Raw genomic sequence first — 16,333 nt, 5'->3', positions numbered from 1 at the left:
TAAGTTGGCAGCATCACCCACTAACGCGCTGGAATACATGATGTTCAACCCTATTTTTGCTTTTATGGCAGCAGATTTTTCCGTTCCCGTATCCTTCTCAGGCTATGTGTCCGGTATGTACACATCGGGTGCAGTCCTTTCGGGAGTTATCGCCTTCTACTGGATTGGTCATTTCAATAAGAAACGTTTTTTAATCGCCAATATGGCGCTATTAGGTCTACTGACGCTTTTGACGACATTCACCGCCAGTTTTAGTCTTCTGCTTGCACTACGGTTCTGTGCGGGGTTGGTTGGAGGTACGACAATGGGTGTGGGTACAAGTATATTGATAAACAACGCACCGGCTAACTTGCGCGGAAAAATGTTGGCGACGGTGATTGCGTCATTCTCAATGGTAAGCATTGTTGGTATGCCAACGATATTATTTTTGTGCGCGCATTATGGCTGGCATGTCGCTTTGTGGTTAATAAGTGCACTTTGTTTGCTGGCACTGCCGCTGATTGTATCCATCATTCCTCAGGACTCGGCCTCCTTCCCCACACTCAGCACACAGTCTCTCAGTGCGGAGACTTTACTGTTCGCTTCCAGTAATGCGTTGGTCCAGTTTAGTCCAATGCTGGTCATCCCTATTCTGGTACCTTTAATGACGCAGCAGCTGGGCGCTTCGCAAAACCTGTTGCCGTGGCTGTTCCTCGCCGGAGGAATTACCGGTTATCTGTCTACAAAAATTACAGGTGCGCTAACTGCCCATTTTTCTGCTTTGATTCTGGCTACAGGTTCCACACTAATCTTTATATTGAGTTTGCTCATCCCCATCCTGGGTTATCAGCATGCGACGTTATTTATTACTCTATTTCTCGGTGCTTCTTACAGTCGTCTGGTTTCATCCTCAGCGGTTACAATTCAATTTCCGGATGATAGCCAACGCGCTGGATTCTCGTCATTACAGACATCAATAATGTATCTGATTACAACCCTCGCATTTTTCCTGTCTGCTTTTTTATTACCCGACCATGGTATGGCGCAAAGAAATGTGAACACGTTGCTGGTGGTCTGCGCAATATCCGCATCACTGTTTCCAATTATCATTATTATTCTGCAAAAGAAACTGGCTAAACGGGATATCCAGCCGGATCACCTTATTACAACGGATGGCTGATGTCAGAGGAATCAGAGAATAAATATCGTTTTACGGTAAAACGGTGGCCAGTATTCACTGGCCACTACAACATGCATCCGGGCTATTAAAGGCTATTCAGTGAGAATCTAATCGCGCTGCGGATAGTGGCGATTTGCGCACGATTACATTCATCCGGAGATGTTCTCGGGCTGTCCGGATACACTTCCGTCGTCGTAGTAAAAGGTGCTCCGGTCATGGTGGCGCAAAGGTGATAGGCACTGTTATCGTACTCAATCACACCCGGGCTAACCACAGGAAAACCAAGCATTCTGCCCTGTGAATCTGCTGGCGCAATATGGGTGACTGCTGAGACAGCACTGATGAGTGCCTGCTGGAAATCCAGCCTTGAATTCTGCGTATCGCTGACAAGATAAAAACCATCCGGAATTTCTTCAGGCTCATACTTCTTTCCGTCCCGAGCTGCCAGAGCCGGACTGAACTCACTTTCATCGGTGTCAGTCGTTTCATGCAAATCAACGTGGACAATAAACCGACCAGAATAAGGGGAGATAAATGCCATTAAAGCACGTGACTCTTCGGCATTTCCTTCTGGGAAAAACTGTCTATTCGGATCAACAGCGTTGTAGTTCCATCGCGATATACGTTCATAGGCCCACGGGCTGACGCAGGGAACAACCAGTAAATTCGCTTTCCCTTGGTAGTCGGCATCATCTCCTGACAGGTATTCCAGGGCACCTATCACACCACTGGTCTCATAACCATGTACCCCTCCCGTAATCAGCACAACGGGCAGCGTATCGTCCCAGCGCCTGGATTTAACAGCCATCAACGGATAGCTTTCATCGCCATAGCACAACTCGCCATATTGGATGAGGTCATAGCGAAGACGGATAATGTCCAGAGCATCAAGCACATCACGCTGATAACTTCGCAAACGAGTCTGACTTTCACGCCACTGCTGTAATTCAGTTGCAGTCCAGGGCTTACCGGGTGTACCTATCGGGTAAATCTTTTGTTCTGTCATAAGACGCTCATTTAATGATGATTGTTATCCAGGGCAGAAGGATCTGTGACCAATGAAGTACTGCTGACCAAACGTTATCACAAAAGACCGTTTCGGTAACTTCAGCATGACATCGCTGACGAGGACCAAAACAGTGGCGGCCTCCTCTGCTATCACCATGAATCAAATGCCCGCAACGCATCGACAATAACGGTTCAATGATGTTAGAAACAGGATTGTTGTTTTTATCGGAAAATGACGTTTTTACTGAGGAGCAGGAATGTTAAAAGTTATTGCTGAGGATTTTATAAAACCGGATTGTATTGAAATAGTCATGCCGCTGTACCGTGAGCTAATTTCGGCCACCAGAAAGGAACCCTTTTGCATTGCTTATGATCTGTATATCGATGAAAAAGATCCGGGTCATTTCATTTTTATAGAGGAATGGACAGATCGGGCGGCGCTTGACCTGCACTGTGCAAGTGAGCATTTTAGGCGGCTTGTACCATTAATTGATCGACATAAGCGTAAGGATGCTCAATATATTTTGATGCATTGCCGGGTAGAACCGGACGATTTATAAAATATTTATCGATCCATGAACAGTCCACATTATTCAGCACAAAGCGCGTTCAGCCGATTCTCATTCCGGCCTCAATCTTTAGCTTGAGGCCGCGAAACTTACTTTTCGAGTGCAGCAAGGATGACGGCTTCCATTTTCTCTGGAGTGGCGTACGGTGCAAAACGTTTGAGCGGTATGCCGTCGCGCCCGACAAGGAACTTAGTGAAGTTCCACTTAATTCTTCCTCCCAGCACGCCGGGCAATTGGTGTTTGAGATAACGAAACACCGGGTGCGCCGCGGAACCATTGACCTCAACTTTCTCAAACATCGGGAAGCTCACACCGTAGTTGATGTGGCAAGTCTGCGCGATTTCATCGGCACCACCGGGCTCCTGCTTTCCGAACTGATTGCAGGGAAAACCAAGTACCACCAGCCCCTGGGCGGCGTACTTCTTGTAGAGCGCTTCAAGCCCTGCATATTGCGGCGTGAAACCACAATGGCTGGCGGTATTAACAACCAACACCAGCTTGCCCGTGTAATCGGCCATTGAGATAGGCTGGCCACCCAGGCTAGTGGCGGTCAGCTGATGAAAGGTGGTCATATCAGAATCCTCACGGTAGAAATTCCTCTGCTGTTTGTTCGCGCGACACATAGTTGCAAAGCCGAAGGAAAAGGACAACTAACCAACGACATTTGAGCGGTTCCCCATAGAGTTACGTCCCCCGATTTGATTGATTTTGCCGCCCTGCTTTTACTCGTCATAGGGTTTGCTGGATATGCCATCGTGCAGTTCGATAGCCCATGTGAATGCAGAAATAATGTATACAGTGTAATCTGCCAGGGTAAATACGCAGGATGGCGTTCGCTCATCAGTGAATATCGTCATGCTCCTGGAGCCTCAGACAGCAACAGGCATTAGTTAACATATTGAACGTTCGGTGGTTTTAGATGAAAAAGCTGTTTGTGCAATTTTACCTGTTGCTGTTTGTCTGCTTCCTCGTCATGACCATGTTGGTCGGTCTGGTATATAAGTTCACCGCCGAACGCGCGGGACGTCAGTCGCTCGACGATCTGATGAAAAGCTCGTTGTCTCTGATGCGCAGCGAACTGCGTGAAATACCGCCGCGCAACTGGAGTAAAACCCTCAACGAGCTGGATTTGAACCTGTCGTTCGATCTGCGCATTGAGCCGCTCAGTAAGTTCGAGCTGGGCGAAAGCTCAATGCAGCATCTACGCGCGGGCGATATCGTCGCGCTTGACGATCAGTACACCTTTATTCAGCGTATTCCGCGTAGCCATTATGTCCTGGCCGTGGGCCCGATTCCCTATCTCTACTTTATGCATGAGATGCGGCTCTTAGATATTGCGCTGATGGCGTTTATTGCCATTTCGCTGGCCTTCCCGGTGTTTATCTGGATGCGACCGCACTGGCAGGACATGCTGCGTCTGGAGAGCGCCGCGCAGCGGTTTGGTGACGGTCATCTTACCGAGCGAATTCATTTTGACAGCATGTCGAGCTTTGAACGCCTGGGCGTGGCGTTTAACCAGATGGCCGACAATATTAACGCGCTGATCGCCAGTAAAAAGCAGTTAATTGATGGCATTGCCCATGAACTGCGTACCCCGCTGGTGCGCTTACGCTATCGCCTGGAGATGAGCGAAAATCTGACCGAAGCGGAGTCGCTGGCGCTTAATCGCGATATCGGGCAACTGGAAGCGCTGATTGAAGAGCTGCTCACCTACGCGCGTCTCGACCGCCCGCAAACCGAACTGTCCCTGACCACGCCGGACCTTCCTGGCTGGATTGCGGCCCACGTTGAAGATGTTCAGTCGGTGAATCCTCAGCGCCAGGTGGTGATTGGCGAGATTACGCATGGCGATTTCGGCGCGCTGGATATGCGCCTGATGGAACGCGTGCTGGATAACCTCATCAATAACGCCATGCGCTATAGCCAGTCAAAAATTCAGGTCAGCCTGACCCGCAACGGTAGCCAGGCCTGCCTGCGCGTGGAAGATGATGGCCCGGGGATTGCGGCAAGCGAGCGCGAGCGAGTTTTCGAACCGTTTGTGCGACTCGACCCGAGCCGCGATCGCGCTACCGGTGGCTGCGGATTAGGGCTTGCCATCGTGCACTCTATCGCCGTGGCGATGGGCGGTCACGCCAGTTGCGAAAGCAGTTCGCTCGGCGGCGCCAGCTTCAGCCTACAATGGCCTATCTACCACCATATCTCCCTGCCCGCGGCTAGCTGACCGCGGTTTGCACGTTGCCGATTCCCGGCGTATAGTGAAAGCACAAACAGTATGTTGTAACTAATGACATTTTCAAGGGATAACCATGGCCAGCTACGACCTCGTTGAACGGTTAACCGATACCTTTCGCCAGATTGAACGCAACATTGCCGCCCTGCGCGATGAGTTGAGCGACTGCCGCCTGCTAACCGCACGAGTGTTTGAGCTACCTGAAGTCGATAAAAGCGCGGAACACGCGCCGATGTCAGAGGTTAAGGTGGTGCAACATATTGGCCAGACGGCATTTACCCGCTCATTGCAACACTTCGGCCACCTGTTTATCCAGCAGCAGTCGGAAAACCGCAGCAGCAAAGCAGCCGTGCGGCTACCGGGGGCAATTTGCTTACAGGCAAGTACGGCGCAACATGAGGCGCTAGCTGCCCGCGTCGGGCTGATTAATACGCTGAAAGCAGAGCTGGAGAAAATCATTACCGTCGATTCCGGGCTGCCGCCAGTCGCGCGGTTCGAGTGGGTACATCGCTATATCCCCGGCTTGATTACCCTAAATGCCTACCGCTCGCTGACCCTGCTTTCCGAGCCCAGCACCATTCGTTTTGGCTGGGCCAATAAGCACATCATCAAAAATCTGACTCGCGATGAAGTGATGGCGCAGCTCGAAAAAAGCCTGAAGTCACCGCGGGCGGTGCCGCCGTGGACGCGGGAACAGTGGCAGCAGAAGCTGGAGAGAGAGTATCAGGACATCGCCGCCCTGCCGCAGAACGCGCGACTGAAGATTAAGCGCCCGGTGAAGGTCCAGCCGATTGCGCGCGTGTGGTACGCAGGAGAGCAAAAACAGGTGCAGTACGCCTGTCCTGGGCCGCTGATTGCGGTGTTGTCTGGCAGAAATGGGGTGAGCGTGCCGGATCTTGGCGAACTGCTGAACTACGATGCCGATAACGTTCAGCATCGGCATAAACCTCAGGCACAGCCGCTGCAGTTGATTATCCCGCGGCTGCACCTGTGGCTGGCGACTGATTAAGCGCCGCTTATCTGGCTACCCACCATCTCCTGCGGGCGAACCCAACGGTCAAATTCATCGGCGCTGAGATAGCCCAGCGCCAGCGCGGCGTTTTTCAAGGTCAGCCCTTCTTTGTGCGCCTTTTTGGCAATTTCTGCCGCTTTATCGTAGCCAATGTGGGTATTGAGCGCGGTCACCAGCATCAGCGACTCATTGAGCAACTGATCGATGCGTTCGCGGTTGGGTTCAATCCCCACCGCGCAGTGCTCATTAAAGCTCTCCATGCCGTCAGCCAACAGGCGAACCGATTGAAGCACGTTGTGAATCACCATCGGTCGGAAGACGTTAAGCTCGAAGTTTCCGGAAGCCCCGCCCATATTCACCGCCACGTCGTTGCCCATCACCTGACAGCAGAGCATGGTCATCGCTTCGCACTGGGTTGGGTTCACTTTGCCCGGCATGATGGACGACCCCGGTTCGTTTTCCGGGATAGACAGTTCACCAATACCGCAGCGCGGGCCGGACGCCAGCCAGCGCACGTCGTTGGCGATTTTCATCAGCGATGCCGCCAGCCCTTTTAACGCGCCATGGGCGTGCACCAGCGCATCGCAGGTCGCCAGCGCTTCAAATTTATTCGGTGCCGTGACAAACGGCTGTTGGGTAATGGTCGCCAGTTCTTGCGCCACGCGAACCGCATATTCCGGGTGGGTGTTAAGACCGGTGCCCACCGCCGTGCCGCCTAAGGCCAGCTCGCTAAGATGCAGCAGGCTTTGTTCAATGTGTCGACGGTTATGCTCGAGCATCGCTACCCAACCGGAGAACTCCTGGCCGAGCGTCAGCGGCGTGGCGTCCTGAAGATGGGTACGGCCAATTTTGACGATATCGCGAAAACTTTCGGACTTCTGACGCAGCGTCTCCTGTAAAACCGCCAGCTGCGGCAGCAGATGTTCACGCACGGCAATCACCGCCGCCACGTGCATCGCGGTGGGGAATACATCGTTAGAGCTTTGGCTTTTGTTGACGTCATCGTTCGGGTGCACCAGCCGCGACATGCCGCGCTCGCCGCCCAGCAGCTCGCTGGCGCGGTTCGCCAACACTTCGTTCATGTTCATATTGCTCTGGGTACCGGAGCCGGTTTGCCAGATGGCCAGCGGGAACTCGTCCGGATGCTGGTTATTCAGTACCTCATCGGCCGCGGCGATGATCGCCCCGGCTTTATCGGCCTTCAGCAGGCCTAAATCCTGGTTTACCTTTGCCGCCGCGCGCTTGGTAAGCGCAAGGGCGTGGATCAGCGAAAGCGGCATTTTCTCGGTAGAAATCCGGAAATGCTCCAGCGAGCGCTGGGTTTGCGCGCCCCACAGTTTATCGGCTGGAACCTCAATCGGCCCCATAGAATCGCTTTCGCGGCGTGACGTTGTCATTACCTTCTCCTTGAATTCAAAGTGATTGTGAAGTGACATTGCTCAGGCAAACTTGGGTAAGTATGGTACAAATAAAAACCGCCACGAGGGGTAACAACCGTACACTTGAGCAATGCGATTAGGGGAAACGCAGGGATTTGGTTCCCGGAGGGACGCCAAACCCGGTGGTCGCCCCGGGTATCTCAATCTCAAACTCGCGGTTGCCCCCACGGGGCGGTTAAAGATTACTTCACGCAGCGGTCGCACTGTGACGACTGGATCTGCTGGAAGAAGTCGTTGCCTTTGTCATCCACCAGGATAAACGCCGGGAAATCTTCCACTTCAATTTTCCAGATGGCTTCCATCCCCAGTTCAGGGTATTCGACGCATTCCAGACTCTTAATACTGCTTTGCGCCAGCACCGCCGCCGGGCCACCGATGCTGCCGAGGTAGAAACCACCGTGTTTATGGCAAGCGTCGGTCACCTGCTGGCTGCGGTTGCCCTTGGCGAGCATGATCATGCTGCCGCCTTCGGACTGCAGCTGATCCACGTAGGAGTCCATACGCCCTGCGGTCGTTGGGCCAAGCGAACCGGAGGCGTAGCCTTCTGGGGTTTTGGCCGGGCCCGCGTAATAGATTGGGTGATCTTTAATGTACTGCGGCAGCCCTTCGCCTTTGTCCATCCGCTCTTTGAGCTTAGCGTGGGCGATATCGCGGCCAACGATGATGGTGCCGCTCAGCGACAGACGCGTGGAAACCGGATACTGCGACAATTGCTTGAGGATCTCGCTCATCGGACGGTTGAGATCAACCTTCACTGCCTCACCCTCGCCGGCTTTACGCAGCGATTCAGGAATGTATTTGCCCGGATTGTTTTCCAGTTTCTCAATCCAGATACCGTGGCGGTTGATCTTAGCCTTGATGTTACGGTCAGCGGAGCAGGACACACCCATGCCTACCGGGCAAGATGCACCGTGGCGCGGGAGGCGCACAACGCGGATATCGTGGGCAAAGTATTTGCCGCCGAACTGCGCGCCGAGACCTAAGTTCTGCGCCTCTTCCAGCAGCTCTTTTTCCAGCTGTACATCGCGGAATGCCTGGCCGTGTTCGTTACCTTCGGTTGGCAGGCCATCGTAGTATTTGGTCGACGCCAGCTTGACGGTTTTCAGCGTCGCTTCAGCTGAAGTTCCGCCAATCACAAACGCAATGTGGTACGGCGGACAGGCCGCGGTGCCCAGCGTGCGCATTTTCTCGACGAGGTAGTTTTTCAGCTTCGCCGGGGTGATCAGCGCTTTGGTTTCCTGGTACAGATAGGTTTTGTTCGCCGAACCGCCGCCTTTAGCGATGCACAGGAACTTGTACTCGTCGCCGTCCACGCTGTAGAGATCGATCTGCGCTGGCAGGTTGGTGCCGGTATTAACCTCTTTATACATGTCCAGCGCGGCGTTTTGCGAATAGCGCAGGTTGTCTTCGATAAAGGTGTCATACACGCCGCGAGCCAGAGCAGCTTCATCGCCACCGCCGGTCCACACGCGCTGGCCCTTTTTGCCCATGATAATGGCGGTGCCGGTATCCTGACAGGTCGGCAGAATGCCTTTCGCGGCGATATCGGAGTTACGCAGGAACTGCAGCGCTACGTACTTGTCGTTTTCGCTGGCTTCCGGATCGCTCAGAATATCGGCTACCTGCTGCTGATGCGCGGGGCGGAGCATAAAGGAGGCGTCATGGAAGGCGTGTTTGGCGAGAAGCGTCAGCGCTTGCGGGGCAACTTTGAGGACTTCCTGCCCTTCAAACTCTGCGACGGAAACGTAGTCGTTGCTCAACAGGTAGTATTCGGTTTCATCCTTTTTTAACGGAAAAGGATCCTGATAGTAAAAAGGTTTATTCGACATTGTGCTCTCACTTACTGCTTTGATGATGTTATGAAGGGCGGACTTCCCATTTGCCCATGTAAAAGCGAGTTACCCTATCGTACACAATTTTTTAACAAAAACTGAGACTAGTACGACTTTTTATTTCTCCAGCATACGGCCGTGCGTTTTTTTGCTTTAATACAGCCAAAAGAATCCACATTGAAACAGGGCTTGATAATGCAAAAACTCATCAACTCAGTGCAAAACTATGGCTGGGGCAGCAAAAGTGCGTTAACGGAACTCTACGGAATGGCTAATCCCGACGGTCTGCCAATGGCAGAACTGTGGATGGGCGCGCATCCTAAGAGCAGCTCACGAGTACTGGACGGTCAAGGCAAGGAGCAGTCGCTGCGCGACGTGATTGACGCCGATAAAACCGCACTGCTGGGGGCCAAAGTCGCCGAGCGTTTTGGTGAACTGCCGTATTTGTTCAAAGTGCTTTGCGCCGCACAACCGCTATCTATTCAGGTGCATCCAAGTAAAAAGGCAGCAGAAGTCGGTTTTGCTAAAGAAAACGCCGCCGGTATCCCGCTAGACGCGGCCGAGCGCAACTATAAAGATCCCAACCACAAGCCAGAGCTGGTTTTCGCCCTGACCCCGTTCCTGGCAATGAACGCCTTCCGTGAATTTAGTGAAATCGCCGCGCTGCTGGCCCCGGTTGCCGATGCCAACCCGGCTATCGGGCAATTTATCGCCGAACCGACCAGTGAGCGTCTGAGCGCCCTGTTCGCCGGCCTGCTCAATATGCAGGGTGACGAAAAAGCCCACGCCCTGCGCGTCCTGCGCGCCGCTCTCGAAACGCAAACCGGCCCGGCCTGGGATGGCATCCGTCTTATCGCCGAGTTTTATCCCGATGACAGCGGCCTGTTTTCCCCGCTGCTGCTCAACGTGGTGCAGCTCAATCCCGGCGACGCCATGTTCCTGTTCGCCGAAACCCCGCACGCCTATCTGCGCGGTACCGGTCTGGAAGTGATGGCCAACTCGGATAACGTGCTGCGCGCCGGGTTAACACCAAAGTACATTGATATTCCGGAACTGGTCGCCAACGTGCAATTCACCGCGAAACCGGCGAATACCCTGTTAACGCAGCCGCAAAAAATCGGTACCACGCTGGAGTTCCCTATTCCGGTTGACGATTTTGCCTTCTCGCTGCACGGCCTCAGCGCTGATGCAACAGAACTGGCGCAGGATGGCGCCGCGATTGTTTTCTGCCTCGAAGGCGAATCAATTATCCGTAAAAATGACCAGACGCTGACGTTAAAACCGGGCGAGTCGGCCTTTGTGGCGGCGAACGAATCGCCTGTACAGGCCAGCGGCAACGGTCGTTTAGCGCGCGTTTATAATAAGTTGAAGTAATTACTGAAGTTTCAGGGCAGGCTTGCTACTCTTTTGCGTAGCCTTATGACTCAACCAGGCGGCTCTCCCGCCTGGTTTCATTTTGATGGACATATACGATGAAAAAAACGCTGGTTGCCGCAGGTATCATTGTTGCTTTAGAGGTTGTCTGGACGGGTGGAGCCTGGTACACGGGCAAACAGCTGGAAACTCACATTGCGGAAATGGTATCTCAGGCCAATACCCAACTTAAGCTGACCGCACCAGAAGCAGGACTGGTGGTGGGATATCAGGATTATCAGCGCGGCGTATTCAGCAGCCAGTTGAAAATGGTGGTAAAACCGCTGGCGGGTGCCGAAAAATCCTGGTTAAAACCGGGTCAAAGCATTCTGCTGGATGAAACCGTCAGCCACGGTCCTTTCCCGCTGGCATCGTTGAAAAGCTTCAACCTTGCGCCAGCCATGGCTTCCGTCAACACGGTGCTGGTGAACAACGACGTCACCAAACCGCTGTTTGATATCGCGAAAGGCCAGTCGCCGTTCGATATCAATACCCGCATCAGCTACAACGGCGATACAAATTCCGCTATCTCTCTTAAGCCGCTGGATTACGAAAAAGACTCCGACAAAGTCACCTTTAGCGGCGGCGAATTTACGCTGTCAGCCGATAACCAGGGCAGCCTGGTCTCATTGACCGGCGAAGCGAAAAGCGGCCAGGTGAATGCGGTTAACGAATACGATCAGAAAGTGCAGTTCACTTTCAATAACCTGAAAACCGACGGTTCCAGCAGCCTCACCGCTTTTGACGAGCGCGTGGGCGACCAGACGCTGAGTCTGGAGCGTCTGGCAATTGCGGTAGAAGGCAAAGATCTGGCTGAAATTAACGGTATGCGCATTGCCGGCAAGTCCGATCTGACCGCCGATAAGAAAAAAATCAACAGCCAGCTCGACTACTCGATCAGCAGCCTGAAACTGCAGAATCAGGACTTTGGTAGCGGCCAGCTGACGTTTAAAGTCGATGGCATTGACGGTGCCGCAATGCACCAGTTTAGCCAACAGTATCAGGCGCAAACCCAGGCTCTGCTGGCGCAGCCCGATCTGGCGCAAAACCCAGAGCTGTATCAGCAAAAAGCCGTTGACGCTCTGTTCAGCGCTCTTCCGCTGCTGATGAAAGGCGATCCGGTAGTGACACTGTCACCTCTAAGCTGGAAAAATGCCAAAGGCGAAAGCGCATTTAACCTGTCGCTGGCGCTGAAAGACCCGGCCCAAGCCACCGGTGAAGCGCAAACGCTGGCACAACAGGTTGATCGCGGCGTGAAATCGCTGGATGCGAAGCTGACCATTCCAATGGAAATGGCAACTGAACTGATGACTCAGGTCGCGCGTCTGGAAGGTTATCAGCAGGAAGATGCCACTAAACTGGCGAAACAGCAGGTTCAGGGGCTGGCGGCAATGGGCCAGATGTTCCGCCTGACAACTACCCAGGACAACGCCATCAGCAGCAGCCTGCAATATGCCAACGGTCAGGTCACACTGAACGGGCAGAAAATGTCGCTGGAAGATCTGGTTGGCATGTTCGGTATGCCGGGTCTGACCGAGCCGGACGAACCGGCAGCGGCCCCAACACCGGCACAGTAACCGGTACGACACGCAGAGCGCCTCCACGAGGCGCTTTTTTTTATTTCCGCGCCAGTAAACGCGGTGGCATGATCAAATTACGCACGCTGCCCTGCACATTATCGATACGCTGTAGGATGCGTTCCGCCACGCTTTGTCCCATCTCCCGCGCGGGCGTTGTCACCCAGGTCAAAGGCAAGTCGTCGAGCGCATTCTCCGCGACGTCGGCAAACGCCGCCAGCGCGACCCGCTGCTCATAGTAACTCTCGACGCTGTCTTCCCCGCTCTGAATACCGGCGCGCATCAAGCCAAACCAGGCCCCCATCGCAATTATGCTGTTGTAGCACAGCACAGCGGTGATGGTTGGATTATGGCGCAGCAGCCCGGCAATCGCCTCTGCCGCCAGCTTCTGGCTGGATTCGCACTCCAGCACCCATTCACTATGGAACGGCAGGCCGTACTTAATCAGCGTGGAGCAGTAGCCACCCACCCGCTCGGCGCGCGTGAGTGACGAACTTTTCCCTCCCAGCCAGGCAATACGCTGATGGCCGCGGCGAATCAGATGCTCGGTCACCAATTGTGCCGCCTGCATGTTATCTGGGCGGATAATATCGACTTCATCGAGATAGCTGGCGCGGGAGGCAAAAACCAGCGGCGTCCCGGTTTCTGCTGCTTTCTCCCGCAGCTCTGCCGCCTTATCGACCGAACCGGCGATCACCACTCCATCAACCCCTTGCGACACCAGCGTCTCAAAGCGTTGCAGCATCTGCTCGCCGCGTTTACCGCCCTGGGTCAGGAACACCATCTTGCCCTCGGACTCCAGCGCTGCGGTCAGGCCAGCGGTCAGCTCGGCATAAAACGGCGAAGAGAGATCGCCGACAATCAGACCAATCACGCCCGTTTGCCCACCGCGCAGCGATACCGCCTGACGATTACGCACAAAGCCCAGCTGATCGATAGCCTGATAGACCCGTTCCCCGGTTGCCGATGAAATGCGGCCCTTGCCACTCAGCACCAGCGAGACGGTACTGACCGACACGCCAGCCGCCAGCGCGACATCGTTGATGGTGACTTTCTTTGCAATCGCCATGTCTTCGGCACGACTCCTTTTGCTCTTTCGATAAAACGTTTTATCAATAGGTGTACTTTATAAACCGTATTATCACTTGCTTTTGTGATTTGTTTCTCACTAAAAAATGATAAAACGTTTTATCTTCCTGTCCCGTGATTATCAGAAACCGTTTTTCAGGACTAAGGAGTCGTTTCATGACGGCGAGAACCGCACCAAAATTCACCCTCTGGGAATTTTTCCAGCAGTTGGGTAAAACGTTTATGCTTCCGGTTGCTCTGCTCTCGTTTTGCGGGATCATGCTCGGGATCGGCAGTTCATTAAGCAGCCACGATGTTCTCACCCTGCTGCCTTGGCTGGACATGCCGTTCCTGCAAGCGCTGTTCATCTGGATGAGCAAAGTTGGCTCGTTCGCTTTTAGCTTCCTGCCGGTGATGTTCTGTATCGCTATTCCACTGGGTCTGGCACGTGACAATAAAGGCGTTGCCGCCTTCGCCGGTTTCGTCGGTTACGCGGTAATGAACCTCGCGGTTAACTTCTGGCTGACCGCTAAAGGCATCCTGCCGACTACCGACGCGGCGATCCTGAAAGCCAATAACATCCAGAATATCCTCGGTATTCAGTCCATCGACACCGGGATCTTAGGCGCGGTTATCGCCGGGATCATCGTGTGGTTGCTGCACGAGCGCTTCAATACCATTCGTCTGCCGGACGCGCTGGCGTTCTTCGGCGGTACCCGTTTCGTGCCGATTATCACCACCGTGGTGCTGGGCCTGGTGGGTCTGGTTATCCCGCTGGTGTGGCCAATCTTCGCCATGGGCATCAACGCGCTGGGGCATGTTATCAACAGCGCAGGCGATTTCGGTCCGATGATCTTTGGTACCGGCGAGCGACTGCTGCTGCCATTCGGTCTGCACCACATTTTGGTGGCATTGATTCGCTTTACCGAAGCCGGTGGCACCATGGACGTCTGCGGGCATAGCGTCAGCGGCGCGTTGACCATCTTCCAGGCACAGCTCAGCTGTCCAACCACCCACGGTTTCTCTGAAAGCGCCACGCGTTTCCTGTCGCAGGGTAAAATGCCAGCATTCCTTGGCGGCCTCCCAGGTGCAGCGCTGGCGATGTACCACTGTGCTCGCCCGGAAAACCGTCACAAAATTAAAGGCCTGCTGATTTCTGGCGTGATTGCCTGCGTGATCGGCGGCACCACTGAACCATTGGAATTCTTGTTCCTGTTCGTGGCACCGGTACTCTACGTTATCCACGCGCTGCTGACCGGCCTGGGCTTCACCCTGATGGCGGTGCTCGGCGTAACCATCGGCAACACCGACGGCAATATCATCGATTTCGTGGTGTTCGGTATTCTGCACGGTCTGTCTACCAAGTGGTATCTGGTGCCGGTCGTCGCTGCCGTCTGGTTTGCGGTCTACTACGCTATTTTCCGCTTTGCTATCGTACGCTTTAACGTCAAAACGCCTGGCCGTGATATCGACACCACGCCGGCGGCCGACCATGCCACCAGCGGCGTAACCGGTAAGTCCGGCTACAACGTACCGGCTATCCTGGCCGCGCTCGGCGGCGCTGAAAATATCGTCTCCCTCGACAACTGCATCACCCGTCTGCGTCTGTCGGTCCACGACATGAGCAAAGTCGATGAAGCGGTGCTGAAAGCCAATCGCGCCATCGGCGTAGTGAAGCTCAACCAGCATAACCTGCAGGTGGTGATTGGCCCGCAGGTTCAGTCGGTGAAAGACGAAATGTCGGTACTGATGAATACCGTTAGCGCCTGAAGCTCTTTGCCCCTGTGAAAAACAGGGGCAAAATAGCCCCCATCTTCTCTTCGTTAGGATGCCCACATGTTTGACTTCGCCACGGTAATTGACCGACACGGTACCTGGTGCACGCAATGGGATTACGTTGCCGACCGTTTCGGTGATGCCGACCTGCTGCCATTTACCATCTCAGATATGGATTTTGCCACCGCGCCCTGCATTCTCGACGCCCTGAGCAAACGTCTTTCCCACGGTGTGTTTGGCTACAGCCGCTGGAAAAACGATGAATTTTTACCCGCTATCGCCCACTGGTTTGCCCATCGTTTCCATACGCCGATTGACACCAACAGCATTGTCTATGGGCCGTCGGTTATTTATATGGTCGCCGAGATGATTCGCCAGTGGTCCGCGCCCGGCGACGGTATCGTGGTGCATACGCCAGCTTACGATGCGTTCTTTAAAACCATCGAAGGCAACCAGCGCAAGATTGTCGGCGTGCCGCTGGATAAGCGGGACGGTCAGTGGTTTTGCGATATGGCAAAGCTCGAAGACGCCCTTTCTCAGCCACATAACAGCGTGCTGCTGCTGTGTAGCCCGCAAAACCCGACCGGCAAGGTGTGGACTCGCGAAGAGCTGGAAACCATGGCCGCGCTGTGTGCAAAACACAACGTGCGGGTCATCAGCGACGAAATTCATATGGATATGACCTGGTCCGGGCACGCGCACATTCCCTGGTGCGACGTAGCGCAAGGGCCATGGGCGCTGTTCACTTCGGGATCTAAGAGTTTCAATATCCCAGCCTTCACCGGTGCCTACGGCCTGATTGCCGATGATACCGCGCGCGATGCCTATCTTAATGCGCTCAAAGGACGAGATGGCCTGTCTTCACCGTCAGTGCCTGCACTGGTGGCGCACATTGCCGCCTATCAACACGGGGAAGCGTGGCTGGATGCGCTGCGCGACTATTTGCAGGACAACATGCGCTATATCGAAGAGACGCTGAACGCGGCGTTTCCCGCGCTCAACTGGCAGCGTCCGCAGGCCACTTATCTGGCGTGGATCGATTTACGTCCACTGAATATCGACGACCGTCAGTTACAGGATGTGCTGATTAAACAACAGAAAGTCGCCATTATGCCGGGCTACACCTATGGTGCAGAAGGCAACGGTTTTATTCGTCTTAACGCGGGATGCCCGCGCGTGAAGCTGGAAGACGGCGTCAAACGCCTGATTGCTGCCATTCGTACCCTGCAATAATCTGCCCACGATGCAGC

13 protein-coding genes are annotated in these 16,333 nt (G+C 54.2%); 8 read left to right on the top strand and 5 right to left on the bottom strand.

All coding sequences use genetic code 11. The features are described 5' to 3' along the window. Positions 1-4 precede the first annotated feature (4 nt). Complete coding sequence (locus LZ634_RS05820) at positions 5-1,159, top strand: MFS transporter (protein WP_234502989.1); 1,155 nt, start codon at positions 5-7, stop codon at positions 1,157-1,159. 85 nt (positions 1,160-1,244) lie between these two features. Here LZ634_RS05820 and LZ634_RS05815 read toward each other — a convergent pair whose 3' ends face one another. Further along, positions 1,245-2,165 carry a M14 family metallocarboxypeptidase gene (locus tag LZ634_RS05815; protein WP_234502974.1) on the bottom strand — a complete coding sequence of 307 codons (921 nt, stop codon included), beginning with the start codon at positions 2,163-2,165 and terminating at the stop codon, positions 1,245-1,247. Between the two features lie 259 nt (positions 2,166-2,424). Between LZ634_RS05815 and LZ634_RS05810 the strand changes: the two genes are divergently transcribed. Then, positions 2,425-2,727 carry a putative quinol monooxygenase gene (locus tag LZ634_RS05810; protein ID WP_234502972.1) on the top strand — a complete coding sequence of 101 codons (303 nt, stop codon included), beginning with the start codon at positions 2,425-2,427 and terminating at the stop codon, positions 2,725-2,727. Between the two features lie 98 nt (positions 2,728-2,825). Here the strand turns inward: LZ634_RS05810 and LZ634_RS05805 are convergent, their stop codons facing one another. Next, on the bottom strand, positions 2,826-3,308 hold the full coding sequence (locus LZ634_RS05805) for a glutathione peroxidase (RefSeq protein WP_234502969.1): 483 nt from the start codon (positions 3,306-3,308) through the stop codon (positions 2,826-2,828). A 347-nt stretch (positions 3,309-3,655) separates the two neighbouring features. Between LZ634_RS05805 and rstB the strand changes: the two genes are divergently transcribed. Then, positions 3,656-4,957 (top strand): two-component system sensor histidine kinase RstB, encoded by a 1,302-nt coding sequence (gene rstB, locus LZ634_RS05800; RefSeq protein ID WP_234502967.1) that lies wholly within the window; start codon positions 3,656-3,658, stop codon positions 4,955-4,957. An 85-nt stretch (positions 4,958-5,042) separates the two neighbouring features. After that, positions 5,043-5,975, top strand: coding sequence for a DNA replication terminus site-binding protein (gene tus, locus LZ634_RS05795; RefSeq protein WP_234502965.1), 933 nt, complete (start codon positions 5,043-5,045; stop codon positions 5,973-5,975). Here the strand turns inward: tus and fumC are convergent. Beyond that, entirely contained in the window at positions 5,972-7,375 is a 1,404-nt protein-coding gene (gene fumC / locus LZ634_RS05790) for a class II fumarate hydratase (protein WP_234502963.1), read from the bottom strand. The two genes, tus and fumC, sit on opposite strands and share 4 nt — an antisense overlap. A 224-nt stretch (positions 7,376-7,599) precedes the next feature. Then, a complete protein-coding gene (gene fumA, locus LZ634_RS05785; protein ID WP_234502961.1) occupies positions 7,600-9,246 on the bottom strand; it encodes a class I fumarate hydratase FumA in 1,647 nt (548 codons plus the stop codon). Positions 9,247-9,444: 198 nt separating this feature from the next. On the opposite strand from fumA, the gene manA reads away from it, so the two are divergent. Next, positions 9,445-10,623 carry a mannose-6-phosphate isomerase gene (manA, locus tag LZ634_RS05780; protein ID WP_234502959.1) on the top strand — a complete coding sequence of 393 codons (1,179 nt, stop codon included), beginning with the start codon at positions 9,445-9,447 and terminating at the stop codon, positions 10,621-10,623. 98 nt (positions 10,624-10,721) lie between these two features. Then, positions 10,722-12,239 (top strand): YdgA family protein, encoded by a 1,518-nt coding sequence (locus LZ634_RS05775; protein ID WP_234502955.1) that lies wholly within the window; start codon positions 10,722-10,724, stop codon positions 12,237-12,239. Between the two features lie 40 nt (positions 12,240-12,279). On the opposite strand, the gene LZ634_RS05770 is transcribed toward LZ634_RS05775, so the two are convergent. Beyond that, positions 12,280-13,308, bottom strand: coding sequence for a Mal regulon transcriptional regulator MalI (locus tag LZ634_RS05770; protein ID WP_234502951.1), 1,029 nt, complete (start codon positions 13,306-13,308; stop codon positions 12,280-12,282). A gap of 176 nt (positions 13,309-13,484) precedes the next feature. Between LZ634_RS05770 and malX the strand changes: the two genes are divergently transcribed. Together malX and LZ634_RS05760 are read left to right on the top strand one after the other, a co-directional pair. Next, positions 13,485-15,077: a maltose/glucose-specific PTS transporter subunit IIBC gene (gene malX, locus LZ634_RS05765; protein WP_234502948.1), complete on the top strand. Its 1,593-nt coding sequence runs from the start codon at positions 13,485-13,487 to the stop codon at positions 15,075-15,077. Positions 15,078-15,143: 66 nt separating this feature from the next. Next, positions 15,144-16,316: a MalY/PatB family protein gene (locus LZ634_RS05760; RefSeq protein ID WP_234502946.1), complete on the top strand. Its 1,173-nt coding sequence runs from the start codon at positions 15,144-15,146 to the stop codon at positions 16,314-16,316. Positions 16,317-16,333 lie beyond the last annotated feature (17 nt).

Source organism: Kluyvera intermedia (genome assembly GCF_021440345.1).
GTDB classification, from domain to species: Bacteria; Pseudomonadota; Gammaproteobacteria; order Enterobacterales; family Enterobacteriaceae; genus Kluyvera; species Kluyvera intermedia_A.
This window is presented reverse-complemented; position numbering and strand designations above follow the sequence as displayed.